The organism is Leptospira selangorensis, from assembly GCF_004769405.1.
Lineage (GTDB): Bacteria > Spirochaetota > Leptospiria > Leptospirales > Leptospiraceae > Leptospira_B > Leptospira_B selangorensis.
In genome coordinates, this window is record NZ_RQES01000018.1 from 200989 (window position 1) to 213031 (window position 12043).

General features: G+C 41.9%; 14 protein-coding genes. All 14 read left to right on the plus strand.

Annotated features, from left to right (window positions below; genetic code table 11):
* Positions 1-6 precede the first annotated feature (6 nt).
* From EHO58_RS13360 to trpA, 14 genes are read left to right on the plus strand one after another with little or no spacing between them, the layout of a single operon-like run.
* Positions 7-228 carry a tetratricopeptide repeat protein gene (locus tag EHO58_RS13360; protein WP_008592471.1) on the plus strand — a complete coding sequence of 74 codons (222 nt, stop codon included), beginning with the start codon at positions 7-9 and terminating at the stop codon, positions 226-228.
* Between the two features lie 9 nt (positions 229-237).
* Positions 238-621 carry a bactofilin family protein gene (locus tag EHO58_RS13365; RefSeq protein WP_100709399.1) on the plus strand — a complete coding sequence of 128 codons (384 nt, stop codon included), beginning with the start codon at positions 238-240 and terminating at the stop codon, positions 619-621.
* Between the two features lie 22 nt (positions 622-643).
* The gene (locus tag EHO58_RS13370) at positions 644-904 is read left to right on the plus strand and encodes a hypothetical protein (protein WP_199775842.1); all 261 of its coding nucleotides are present in this window, start codon (positions 644-646) and stop codon (positions 902-904) included.
* A 7-nt stretch (positions 905-911) separates the two neighbouring features.
* Positions 912-1805 (plus strand): 30S ribosomal protein S2, encoded by an 894-nt coding sequence (gene rpsB / locus EHO58_RS13375; RefSeq protein ID WP_135625987.1) that lies wholly within the window; start codon positions 912-914, stop codon positions 1803-1805.
* 11 nt (positions 1806-1816) lie between these two features.
* Positions 1817-2416 carry a translation elongation factor Ts gene (gene tsf, locus EHO58_RS13380; protein ID WP_100724224.1) on the plus strand — a complete coding sequence of 200 codons (600 nt, stop codon included), beginning with the start codon at positions 1817-1819 and terminating at the stop codon, positions 2414-2416.
* 3 nt (positions 2417-2419) lie between these two features.
* On the plus strand, positions 2420-3172 hold the full coding sequence (pyrH, locus tag EHO58_RS13385) for a UMP kinase (RefSeq protein WP_008592152.1): 753 nt from the start codon (positions 2420-2422) through the stop codon (positions 3170-3172).
* Positions 3162-3716 carry a ribosome recycling factor gene (gene frr / locus EHO58_RS13390; RefSeq protein ID WP_100707850.1) on the plus strand — a complete coding sequence of 185 codons (555 nt, stop codon included), beginning with the start codon at positions 3162-3164 and terminating at the stop codon, positions 3714-3716. The genes pyrH and frr overlap by 11 nt, the downstream gene beginning before the upstream one ends.
* A 2-nt stretch (positions 3717-3718) precedes the next feature.
* Positions 3719-4444 (plus strand): isoprenyl transferase, encoded by a 726-nt coding sequence (locus tag EHO58_RS13395; RefSeq protein ID WP_135680270.1) that lies wholly within the window; start codon positions 3719-3721, stop codon positions 4442-4444.
* Positions 4437-5351 (plus strand): phosphatidate cytidylyltransferase, encoded by a 915-nt coding sequence (locus EHO58_RS13400; RefSeq protein ID WP_100709403.1) that lies wholly within the window; start codon positions 4437-4439, stop codon positions 5349-5351. The genes EHO58_RS13395 and EHO58_RS13400 overlap by 8 nt, the downstream gene beginning before the upstream one ends.
* Before the next feature lie 8 nt (positions 5352-5359).
* Positions 5360-6529 (plus strand): 1-deoxy-D-xylulose-5-phosphate reductoisomerase, encoded by a 1170-nt coding sequence (dxr, locus tag EHO58_RS13405; RefSeq protein WP_135625989.1) that lies wholly within the window; start codon positions 5360-5362, stop codon positions 6527-6529.
* Positions 6523-8214 carry a site-2 protease family protein gene (locus EHO58_RS13410; protein ID WP_135680271.1) on the plus strand — a complete coding sequence of 564 codons (1692 nt, stop codon included), beginning with the start codon at positions 6523-6525 and terminating at the stop codon, positions 8212-8214. The genes dxr and EHO58_RS13410 overlap by 7 nt, the downstream gene beginning before the upstream one ends.
* A 9-nt stretch (positions 8215-8223) precedes the next feature.
* A complete protein-coding gene (locus EHO58_RS13415) occupies positions 8224-9960 on the plus strand; it encodes a proline--tRNA ligase (protein WP_135680272.1) in 1737 nt (578 codons plus the stop codon).
* Positions 9961-9977: 17 nt separating this feature from the next.
* Positions 9978-11192 carry a tryptophan synthase subunit beta gene (gene trpB, locus EHO58_RS13420; protein WP_135625992.1) on the plus strand — a complete coding sequence of 405 codons (1215 nt, stop codon included), beginning with the start codon at positions 9978-9980 and terminating at the stop codon, positions 11190-11192.
* Entirely contained in the window at positions 11189-11995 is an 807-nt protein-coding gene (gene trpA / locus EHO58_RS13425) for a tryptophan synthase subunit alpha (RefSeq protein ID WP_135680273.1), read from the plus strand. The genes trpB and trpA overlap by 4 nt, the downstream gene beginning before the upstream one ends.
* Positions 11996-12043 lie beyond the last annotated feature (48 nt).

The following is a 12043-nucleotide window of genomic DNA, read 5'->3' on the forward strand; positions in this document are numbered from 1 at the left end:
GCTAAAATGGTCACCGAGTCTTTTAAACAAACTCTTAAATTGTACGACGAAGGTCTCGCACTGTACAAGAATAGAAAGTTCAAGGAAGCTTGGGAACTATTCAAAAAAGCAGTTGAGATCACTCCGAACGACGGGCCTTCTAAAAAATATATAGGACGCTGCGAAGCATTTATCGCGAATCCTCCACCTGAAGATTGGGATGGGGTTTTCGAGATGAAAACGAAATAATCTGGTATCATGTCAAAAAAAGCCGCAACCGCATCCAAACCAAGCCGCACTGTAACCGAATTCGGGACAATCTCCACTGTATTAGGAAGAGAAACCCATTTTTCAGGAATTCTGAACTTCAAAAAACCTTTGGAAATCTCAGGTGAATTCCAGGGAGAAATAGAATCCGAAGGATTTCTATTAGTAAGCGAAGGAGCAAAGGTCAGAGCTAATATTAAAGCTGGGACTGTAATCGTAGGTGGAGAGATCACAGGTAATGTGATCGCTACCCAAAGATTAGAAATGCTTCCTAGCGGAAAAGTAAACGGAAACATCAAGACTGCAAAGCTGCAAATTGCCGACGGAGTGATCTTCGAAGGTAACTGCGAAATGATCCTGCCTAATAAGGATTGACCCTTCGGTCCGACCTGAAAAATTGGTATCTGCCAGCCCGAAACGACCTATGGACGGCGGAAAAGCGGCCAAAATCGCATTAGCCATCTTATTAGGAACCTTGGCCGGAGCCGTAGTCGGAGTAATTATCGACAACGTTTTTGGGGTCCATATCCTCTCCGTCTACCTCTTACAAGAACCGGTTCGGCTGGAACTTTACGTAATTAAAGTCGAAGCACAAGTTACCCCTGCAAGTCTCTTGGGACTTGTGGCGACATTGTTCTTCGTACTAAAAAAGGGGTAAACAACTCATGTCAGTAATTTCCATGAAAAACCTTCTGGAAACCGGAGTTCACTTCGGTCACCAGACAAGAAAATGGAATCCGAAAATGGCTCCCTATGTCTTCACAGCAAGAAACGGGATCCATATCATCGACCTTCAAAAGACCGTTCAAAAAGCTAAAGAAGCTTATGACGCGTTGAAGAAGATTACTTCCGAAGGAAAAAAAGTCCTATTTGTAGGAACTAAAAAGCAAGCGAGAGGAGCTATCGAAAGAGAAGCACTCCGTTGTAGTATGTTCTTCATCAATAACCGCTGGCCGGGCGGACTTTTAACTAACTGGAATACAGTTAAAAAATCCATCGCTCGTTTGAAAAAACTAGAGGGAATGGAAACAGACAATACCTTCGAAAAAGAAGTAAAAACTAAAAAAGAAGTTTTATCTCTTCGTAGAGAGCTAGACAAACTCCGCAAAACTTTGGGCGGGATCAAGGACATGACCAGCATTCCTGAAATTCTTTTCGTGATCGATCCTAAGAAAGAAGAGATCGCAGTAAAAGAAGCTCGTAAACTTGGTCTAAAAATTTTCGCAGTGGTTGATACTAACTGTGATCCTGAATTGATCGATTATCCAATCCCAGGTAACGACGACGCGATCCGTGCGATCTCCTTATTCCTTGAAACCATGTCTAACGCGGTAATCGAAGGAACAGGTGGAGTTGTCGAACAACCTCGCTTCAGCGAAGATCTGGATTCAGAAGCACTTGCTTTGGAATACCAAGGTGAGTACGACGAAAGTGGTAAGTTCATTATGGACGAGGATCCGGTCGCTTCTAAAAAAGAAGAAGCTCCAGCGGCTCCTGCTGCAGCACCAGCTGCAACTCCAGAAACTCCTGCAGCTATTGAAATCGATAAAGGCGAGTAAGAGGGAAGATCATGTCAGCATCTACTACCGACCTTATTAAGGAACTAAGAGACCGCACCGGTGCGGGATTGATGGATTGTAAAAAAGCTCTTATAGAGAATAATAACGATCTAGACAAATCTGCAGACTGGTTGCGTGAAAAAGGGATCGCTAAGGCTTCTAAAAAAGCGGGACGCGTGACCAAAGAAGGAAGAAATATTTCCTATATCCACGGAGATGGAAAGATCGGAGTTCTACTCGAGCTCAACTCTGAAACTGACTTCGTTGCACGTAACGAGGCTTTTGAAGCTCTCGGAAAAGAGATCTGTCTGCAAATCGCAGCTATGGCTCCTTTATACGTAAGCGAAGAACAAGTTCCTGCAGAAGATATCGAGCGTGAAACTAAGGTTTTGGAAGCTCAATTAAAAGAAGAAGGTAAAAAACCGGAACAGATCGAAAAGATCATTCCGGGAAAAATCAAAAAGTATTTCTCCGAAGTATGCCTTTTGAACCAAGCCTTCATCAAGGATAATACTAAGACCGTTGACGATCTGGTTAAGGAAGCTATCGCGAAATTCGGTGAAAATATCATCGTAGCTCGTTTTGCTCGTTTCCAGGTAGGCGGCGCATAAACCTTGGCCGAGGAAACTTCTAAGTATAAGCGGATCTTAATAAAACTCTCCGGTGAGGCACTTGCCGGAGAGGGAGAGTTTGGGATTGATAGTAATAAAGCCCATTCACTCGCAGAAGAGATCAAAGAAGTTCATTCTTTAGGAGTAGAGATTGCTCTAGTAGTCGGAGGGGGAAACCTGATCCGAGGAGCAAATCTCGCTAAGGTCGGAATGGACCAGGCAACCGCAGATTATATGGGAATGCTTGCTACCATCCAAAACGCATTGGCTCTACAAGATGCCTGCGAGAAAAAAGGACTCTATACTAGAGTTCAATCAGCAATAGATATTCATTCCATCGCAGAAAGTTATATTCGCCGCAGAGCGGTCCGACACTTGGAAAAGAAAAGGATCGTGATCTTTGCAGGCGGAATAGGTAACCCTTATTTTACTACGGATACAGCAGCAAGTTTAAGAGCTGTAGAAGTAGGATGCGAAGTGATCCTAAAAGCCACTAAGGTGGACGGGGTTTACGAAGCGGATCCTAAAAAAGATCCAAGCGCTAAAAGATATACTCATATCTCCTTTATGGAATCCATTAAACGTAGATTGAAAGTTATGGATTCTACCGCCCTCAGTCTCTGCATGGAAAACAATATGTCAATAATCGTATTTGACATTTTTAAGCGGGGCAATTTAAAAGATTTGGTTCTCGGGGACAAAAAAATAGGTACCCTGATTTCTAACTCGGAGGATATTCGGATCGATGGCGAATGAAGAAGTAATCAACGCAATGAAGTCCAAGATGGATAAAACCGTGGAACTCCTGAAAAAGGATTTTGCGGGAGTCCGGACGGGCAGGGCCAACCCTGCTTTGATCGAAGATCTTAGAGTAGAATATTACGGAACTCCTACTCCAATCAATCAGTTGGGAAATATCTCCGCTCCTGAGCCTAGACTTCTGGTAGTTTCTCCTTATGATAAGGGAACTATGAAAGATATCGAAAAGGCAATCCAAGCATCCGGATTAGGATTACAACCTACGAACGACGGGGTAGTAATTCGTATCATCATTCCGGAACTTACCGGCGAAAGACGTAAAGAATTGGCAAAAGTGGTAAAATCCAAATCGGAAGAGAAGAAGGTCGCAGTCAGAAACATCCGCCGTGATGCTATGGAAGATCTTAAAAAACATTCCGAAGGAATTTCCCAAGACGAATTGAAAACTCTGCAAGACCAGGTGCAAAAAATTACGGATTCTTATATAGATAAAGTTTCTGCAATTACCGCTGAGAAAGAGAAAGAAATCACTACGGTCTAAGCTTGGCTTCTTCCAAAAAAAAAATCCCCCGTCACGTGGCGGTCATCATGGACGGGAACGGAAGATGGGCGACATCTAAAGGACTTTCCAGATCCGAAGGGCATAGAGCCGGTGCAGACGCAATTGATCGTCTGATGGATTCTAGTCTTTCCTTAGGTTTAGAAGTAGTTTCCCTATACGCATTCTCCACAGAAAACTGGAAACGCCCGATCACAGAGATCAGATCCATATTTAATCTACTAGTGGAATTTATAGATTCCCGTTTGGATAAGATCCACGCGAAAGGGATCCGAATATTACATTCCGGTTCTAGAAAAAAATTAAGCTCTTTGGTTTTATCTAAAATCGATCATGCAGCTGAGATCACCCGCAAAAACCGCAAATTAACTGTGAACTTTTGTTTAAATTACGGGTCCCAGGAAGAGATTTTAAGCGCGTTTTCCAGATTAGCGGAAGAAAGAAAGAAGAAGTCCATCTCCATCCAAAAACCGATCAGCACAAAAGAACTCGAAAAATATTTGTATACGTACCCCCTTCCGGCAGTAGATTTATTGATTAGAACCGCTGGGGAGAGGAGATTATCCAATTTCCTTCTATGGCAATCCGCTTATGCGGAGCTTTTTTTTACTGAAAATCTTTGGCCTGAATTCGGAGACAAGGATCTGAGAGAGGCGCTGGATTGGTTCGCAAGAAGGACCCGAAAATTCGGAGGTTTAGAGAATGGGTGAAACTACAAAAAGGATCCTTTCCGCGGCTGTGCTCGTAGCCCTATACCTGTTCATGATCTTTTACAGGGATTTTTATTATTTACAAACCCTGGTAATACTTCTGGTCGCAGGAGTAATAGGTCTGACGGAATTTTATAGGCTTTCCGATAGAGGCCAGGACGGAAGACCCTTTAAAGGAACCGGGATATTTTTCTTTATTATAATATTATTAATCTATTATTTTAGATTTGTGGCTTCCCAGAACAAATTCGAACCACCTATCTTCTTCCAAACACATTTCAAATTGTTTGTGCCTAGTTTCGACGCGGTGACCTTCTCCTTTGTATTACTTTTTCTTTTCAGTTTTCTTCTCCAGATTTTGAGAAGACCCCTGGATGGTGCGATCTTTTCGGTAAGTTCCACTATCTTAGGAGTAGTTTACGCAGCATTACCGCTCGGACATTTACTTCTTCTTTTGGGAATGAACCAAGGGATCTATTATGTGTTCTTAGTATCTGTTGCAACATTTATGACTGATGTGGGCGGATATTTCGGCGGTCGTTGGTTCGGTAGAAATCCGGCAGGACTTGCAATTTCTCCTAAAAAAACCTGGGAAGGTTATGCTTCCGGGATCGTAGTAGCGATCGGTTCAGTATTCCTTCTAAATATTTTATGGGAAAGAAGCACGGGTGTTGCACCTTTAGTTTCAGGTGCAGAAGTATTTTTAACTTCTTTAATTTTATCTTTTGTAGGGATCATCGGAGACCTTTTGGAATCCGCAATGAAAAGAGATGCTAAGGTAAAAGATTCCGGAAATTTGATCCCTGGTCATGGTGGAATTTTGGATAGGGCTGATGCGTTACTTTTAACGGTTCCTATCCTTTATTTTTATCTTCAGATCAAGGTTGCCTTGGGATTTCCGGTCTAACTAACAATATGAAAAGAGGCGTCTCTATACTGGGTGCCTCCGGATCGGTAGGAGAGTCCACTCTCAAAATACTCCGCCTTTTTCCGGAAGAGTTTCGGTTAATATCTTTCAGCGTACATTCCAATTTACAAAAAGCGGAATCTATCGCCAAGGAATTCCAACCGGATGTTCTATGTATCAGTTCTGAAACTGCGGATAGAACTGTTCTTGGAAGCAAGATCGGAAATACAAAGGTGTTATACGGATCTAAAAGTTTAGAAGAGATCGTTTCTGCTCCGGAAATAGAAACCGTTGTCACAGCAGTTGTTGGTGCAAGCGGCATACGACCTACTGTTGCTGCAATCCGCGCAGGTAAAAAGATTGGGATAGCAAATAAGGAAACCTTAGTAAGTTGCGGACCTTATATCAAAAGTTTATTAGAAAATTCTAAATCATCTCTTGTTCCTGTGGACTCGGAACATAATGCACTCTTCCAACTTTTAGAAAATATGAAGAAGGACTCACTCGAAAGAATAGTCCTGACTGCTTCCGGTGGACCTTTTCGTAAACTTCCTGTCGAGGATCTTCCGAAAGTAACTATCGAACAGGCGCTAAAACATCCTACCTGGAATATGGGGCCTAAGATCACGATCGATTCCGCCGGGATGATCAATAAAGGATTAGAGGTTATAGAGGCTCATTTTCTTTTCGGGTTTTCTTATGATAAGATAGGTGTAGTCATCCATCCCCAAAGTATTGCTCACGGTTTGGTTGAGACCAAGGATGGAGCAAGTTTTGTATACGCTTCTTATCCGGACATGATCTTTCCTGTGGCGCATTCATTATATTATCCTAAAATAGTTCCTAAAGTTTTGAGATCTCATCCTGCCACTTCTTGGGGGACTTTGGAATTTTTAGAACCGGATATGGAAAGATATCCAGGTTTGGCGTTGGCGTATGAGACCGGAAGAGCGGGAGGCACCGCTCCTTCTATCTTTAATGCCGCGAACGAAGTGGCTGTTGAATTATTCTTACAAGGTAAAATTCTTTTTACGGAAATACCTTCTCTCATTCGAAATGTTTTGGAAAAAATTCCGAATTCATTTCCGGAAGATTTAGAAGGGTACGAAGAAGCGGATAGAAAGGCCAGAGAATTGGCCTTCCATTTCTCTAAAGATAAGGTAGTGCATTTATGTTAGCAGATATTTTAGGCATCGTATTCATGTTGGCCCTTTGTATTTTTATCCATGAGCTGGGCCATTTGATCATGGGTTGGGTAGTAGGAGTGAAGGCCAGGATCTTCTCCATTGGTTATGGAAAAGGAATTTGGAAAAAGAAAATTGGCGAGACCACTTTCCAAGTCACTGGAATTCCGTTAGGCGGTTATGTTCTATTCAAGGGAGACGAAGGCGGAGCATTAAAAGGAGAGAAGGGAGAATTTTTATCCACTCCTCCTCTTAAAAGGATGATCCCGGTTTTTGGCGGTCCTTTATTTAATTTGATCCTAGGATTTTTTATCATCTTCGGTTTATACGCGATCGGTTATTCTCCTGCAGGGACTAAAATTTATATAGAACCAGCAGTGAATGAATATTCTTCAGGATACCAAGCAGGTTTAAGAAGTGGAGACAAAATTGTCTCCGTAAATGGAACCAGAACGGAATCCAAATATGAATTATTATCCGAGCTTGGACTTGCTCGCGGAAAAGATATCCAACTCAAAGTGGAGAGAGAAGGAAGAGAACTAGAGTTTCATTTCTCTGATCCTCAGATAGGAGTAGACTTTGCGGGAGAAAGACTCGTACAAGTGGACTTCGGATATGGATCCACACTCAGTCATTGGTTCTTGAAAAAACTTTCTTTCTTGGATCCGAATGGAGAAGCAGCAGAATACAGAAAGCAAAGAGAAAGAAAGGTCGCATTAGATCCAAAACTTTCTCCTCGTGAGCTCGCTTTGTTAGAAGCAAGACTGAACAAAGAGGCGATCGAATCCAGGGCCTTGGATTATCTAAACGATGGGGACAGGATTTTATCCGTGAATGGGATCGAAGTCCATACTGTTCCTGAATTACAACGTACTCTCGGAAAATTCCAAAACGAAAAAGTGAAATTAGAAGTGGATCGTAAAACGTATCCACTACTCAATCCATGGACTCGCGAAAAAGCAGAAGTGGAAATGACACCTCTTGGAGCATTCGTTGTAGAATTAAAAGATGTTCGAGACAGAAAATATCCTGATATACCAATCAGCACAATCAGTCTCAGAAGTCATGATCCTGAAATTAAACTTAAACTTCTAAGTTTGAAAATGGACGGTAAATCTTTTGCAGATCTGGAAGATTTCAAAAAGACAGTCCAATCTCAAATCGGTAAAAGAGTACAGTTGGAAGTGCAAGGGCAGATCTGGGATGCAACACTCGGATTCTACCAAATCGGTCTTTTAGGTTTTACCGCTAAGATGCATGTAAAAGAGGAAAGTATGGACCGAAAACTTTCCTTCGGAGAGGCATTTTTACAGTCCGGCAAAGACGTAGGAAAGATGATTAGCGATAACCTGAGAGGACTTGGGATGATCTTTTCCGGAAGATTAAAGGTAAAGGACAGCGTTTCCGGTCCTGTGGGACTTGCTAAAGTTTCCGTTCAATTCCTAGAAGACGGTTTTTATTCTTACTTTCAGTTCGTGGCATTTATTTCGATCGCTTTAATGATAATGAATTTACTTCCGATTCCTGTGGCCGACGGTGGACATATCGTTTTTTTCACATACGAGGCGATCGCCGGTAGACCTTTGCCGATGGCTGTTCAAGAACAGGTTTTGAGATTAGGATTCTTCTTCCTTTTATCCTTGGGCCTCTATGTGACTTATCACGATTTCTTAAGATAATCGAGAGTCATGAGAGCATCTAAATATTTAGTACCTACGGAAAAAGAAAATCCTTCGGACGCGGTAGTCGCTTCCCATAGGCTGATGATACGAGCTGGTCTGGTCAGAAAATCAGGCTCAGGGTTTTATTTTTTCCTACCATTAGGATTACGTATCCTTAAAAAAATAGAAAATATAGTCCGTGAAGAAATGGACGCAACCGGTGCATTGGAATTCGAACTTCCGATCATGACACCTTCCGAGTTTTGGGAACAATCAGGAAGATGGAGTGTTATGGGTCCGGAAATGATGCGGGTAAAAGACCGTCATGACCAATGGTACGCACTCGGTCCCACTCATGAGGAATCTTTTTCCTATTTAGTAAAACCTTTACTGAAATCATATAAGGATCTGCCAATTAACGTATATCAGATCCACACTAAATTCAGAGATGAGATCCGCCCTAGATTCGGAGTAATTCGTTCTAGAGAGTTCATTATGAAAGATGCATATTCTTATCATTTGGACGAAGCATCTTTGGATGCTACATATCAGGATATGAGAACCGCGTATCGCAAAATTTTTCAACGTTGCGGTTTGAAAACTATTCCTGTCCAAGCAGATTCAGGAACAATGGGTGGTTCTGCTTCCGAAGAATTTATGGTGGTTTCTCCTATCGGAGAAGAGACACTTCTTCTTTGTGGAGACTGCGGCTATAATTCTAATAGCGAAAAAACTCCTTTTATAGCAAAGCAGGAAGATTCTCCTAAAGGTCCTAAGGACAAAAAAGAAGTAGAAACTCCAGGCAAAAAGTCTATCGAAGATGTTGCTTCTTTCTTAAATGTTCGCCCTCAGGATACGATCAAGGCTGTTGCTTTCCAGAATGGAAAAGAGAAACTGTTGGTATTCCTACGCGGGGACCTAGAACTAAATGAACACAAACTTAAGTCTTATTTAAAATGGTCCGACCTGGACATGATCCCGGAACCTGAATTAAGAAGTTCTAATTTAGTTCCCGGGTTTATCGGACCTTCCGATGTGGGTGCAGGGTTTAAGGTGATTTTAGACTCTTCTATCCAAAAGGATGGAGCTTACGTGGTCGGTGGAGGAAAAGAAGATTTCCATATCCAAGGATATATTCCTTCTTCCGAGATCAAGATTCCTTACGAAACTACAGATGTTGCTCTTGCAAGAGAAGGAGATCCTTGTCCTACCTGTGCAAAAACCCTAAAGGCAGAAAAGGGGATTGAAGTAGGTCATATCTTCAAATTGGGAGATAAATATACTAAGTCTTTTCAGATCCAAGTATTGGATCAACAAGGTAAGGCAAAAACTCTTACCATGGGATGTTATGGTATCGGTGTGAACCGCACCATGGCAACGGTTATAGAACAATGTAATGATGATAAGGGTATTTACTGGCCGATCAGTATTGCACCTTTTGAGATCGGTCTTGTGACTCTCACGAAAGGTGAGGAGCAAGATGCAAAAGCATTAGAATTTTACGAAAATCTAAAGAACGAAGGATTTGAGGTTTTCTGGGACGAAAGAGATTTAGGACCTGGATTTAAATTCAAGGATTCTGAACTGATCGGTTTCCCTATCAGGATCACTGTCGGTAAAAAGTTTTTCGAATCCGGAGAAATTTCCATCTATAATCGTAAATATGATAAGGATGAAACTTTCAAATTCACGGACTTTGATGATTTGAATACGAGAGTAGAAAACCTACGTCAGGAATTATACCAGGAGTTGTTGGGAGATTAATCCCTTCAAAAACTGTCATGGCTAAAGAACGCAGCTTCACTGAAAAAGAAGGATACTTCGGAGATTTTGGAGGAAGATATTCCCCTGAGATCTTGACCGAAGCATTGATCGAGTTGGAAGATACTTACAATAAACTCCGTAAGGATAAAAAATTCCAAAAGGATCTGGAGTTTTATAGAAGGAATTATATCGGAAGACCTTCTCCTCTGACGTACGCAGAGAAACTGACCAAGGCCTGGGGTGGAGCTAAGATCTGGCTAAAACGTGAGGACCTGAATCATACAGGCGCTCATAAGATCAATAATACGATCGGTCAGGCGCTTATTGCAAAAGCAATGGGCAAACGTAGGATTATTGCGGAAACAGGAGCAGGCCAACATGGTGTGGCGACTGCAACCGTTGGTGCATTATTCGAATTTGAAACTGCTATCTTTATGGGAGAAGAAGATCTCCGCCGCCAAAAATTGAATGCGATCCGTATGCAGATGCTTGGTGCAAAAGTAATTGGGGTTTCTTCAGGAACTGCGACTTTAAAAGATGCAACTTCCGAAGCAATGAGAGATTGGGCATTAAATGTTTCTAATACTCATTATATAGTAGGTTCAGTAATCGGGCCTCATCCTTTTCCTACAATCGTCCGCGATTTTCAAAAAGTCGTGGGTGACGAATCCAAGAAGCAGTTCAAAAAAGAGAACGATAAACTTCCCGATGCTGTCGTTGCCTGTGTAGGTGGCGGTTCCAATGCAATGGGAATGTATTATGCATTTCTAAATGATAAAAAAGTAAAACTGTATGGAGTGGAAGCAGGGGGAAGGGGATCTTCTCCAGGAGAACATTCTGCCACAATGCTTTTTGGTAAAACTGGATTTTTACACGGAACCAAAACTTTGGTGATCCAAGACGATGGCGGCCAAGTAGTTCCTGCTCATTCCGTTTCTGCGGGATTGGATTATCCAGGTGTAGGACCTGAACATGCACATTTACATTCTTCCGGTAGAGTAAAATACGAAACAGTTTCCGACCAGGGAGCCTTGGATGCATTCATGGAAGTTTGTAGGATAGAAGGTATCATACCTGCATTAGAAACTGCTCATGCGTTCCGATTCGCTAAGGATCTTGCAAAAGAACTTGGGAAGAAAAAAGATATTTTGATCTGTTTATCCGGAAGAGGGGACAAAGACGTAGCAGAAGTAGCAAGACTAGTCGGTCTTTCACAAGGAGATTTGATTTGAGCGCAATTAAGAGCGTTTTTTCGGATTCAAAAAGCGCATTCATTCCTTATATTTCTTTAGGAGATCCGAACTACGATCTATGCGTAGATTGGGCGGATGCTCTTATCAGAGGTGGCGCTGATATTTTAGAACTTGGAATCCCGTTTTCAGATCCGGTTGCAGACGGGCCAGTGATCCAAAAGGCATTCAAACGTGCTCTTGCAAATCCATTCTCTATGGATACAATTTTGGAAACGACGGAGAAGATACATTCTTTACATCCTCATATTCCTCTAGTGTATCTAACGTATTTTAATCCGATTTTTCATTACGGTTTTGAAAAGTTTGCGGAGAAGGCGAAAATCGCAGGTATCCAAGGTATGATCATACCTGATCTTCCTTATGATACCCCTGAGACAGACGAATTATTCAAGTCCTTAAAAAGAAGGGGAGTGGACCTGATCCATTTGGTAACTCCTGCTACACCTTTAAACCGAATGAAAGGAATTAGGGACTTTGCTTCCGGATTTATCTATTACGTAACTTCTTACGGAGTAACGGGAGAAAGAAAATCCATCTCTGCGGATTTAGAGGACAGAATCAAAACTACTAAGGAAGTTTTTTCCCTTCCTGTAAGTGCAGGATTCGGGATCTCGGCCCCAGACCAGGCAAAAGAAATTTCCCAATATGCTGACGGGATTATCATAGGTTCCGCAGTGCAAAGGATCATAGAAGAGAATGGTTCTAATCCTAGTCTTTGTAGAAAGAAATTGGAAGAATACGCACAATCGATTTCCGGTTCTTTGAGAGGAAAAAACCTCTAAAACTCTTTTTCCTAGTCGATATTTTCTTTCCTGAACTGGGAAGAAAAT

Bases quoted from the DNA above. Each gene is read 5' to 3' on its own strand.
- EHO58_RS13360 (WP_008592471.1), top strand. From the start codon at position 7: ATGGTCACCGAGTCTTTTAAACAAACTCTTAAATTGTACGACGAAGGT.
- EHO58_RS13365 (WP_100709399.1), top strand. From the start codon at position 238: ATGTCAAAAAAAGCCGCAACCGCATCCAAACCAAGCCGCACTGTAACC.
- rpsB (WP_135625987.1), top strand. From the start codon at position 912: ATGTCAGTAATTTCCATGAAAAACCTTCTGGAAACCGGAGTTCACTTC.
- tsf (WP_100724224.1), top strand. From the start codon at position 1,817: ATGTCAGCATCTACTACCGACCTTATTAAGGAACTAAGAGACCGCACC.
- frr (WP_100707850.1), top strand. From the start codon at position 3,162: ATGGCGAATGAAGAAGTAATCAACGCAATGAAGTCCAAGATGGATAAA.
- EHO58_RS13400 (WP_100709403.1), top strand. From the start codon at position 4,437: ATGGGTGAAACTACAAAAAGGATCCTTTCCGCGGCTGTGCTCGTAGCC.
- dxr (WP_135625989.1), top strand. From the start codon at position 5,360: ATGAAAAGAGGCGTCTCTATACTGGGTGCCTCCGGATCGGTAGGAGAG.
- EHO58_RS13410 (WP_135680271.1), top strand. From the start codon at position 6,523: ATGTTAGCAGATATTTTAGGCATCGTATTCATGTTGGCCCTTTGTATT.
- EHO58_RS13415 (WP_135680272.1), top strand. From the start codon at position 8,224: ATGAGAGCATCTAAATATTTAGTACCTACGGAAAAAGAAAATCCTTCG.
- trpB (WP_135625992.1), top strand. From the start codon at position 9,978: ATGGCTAAAGAACGCAGCTTCACTGAAAAAGAAGGATACTTCGGAGAT.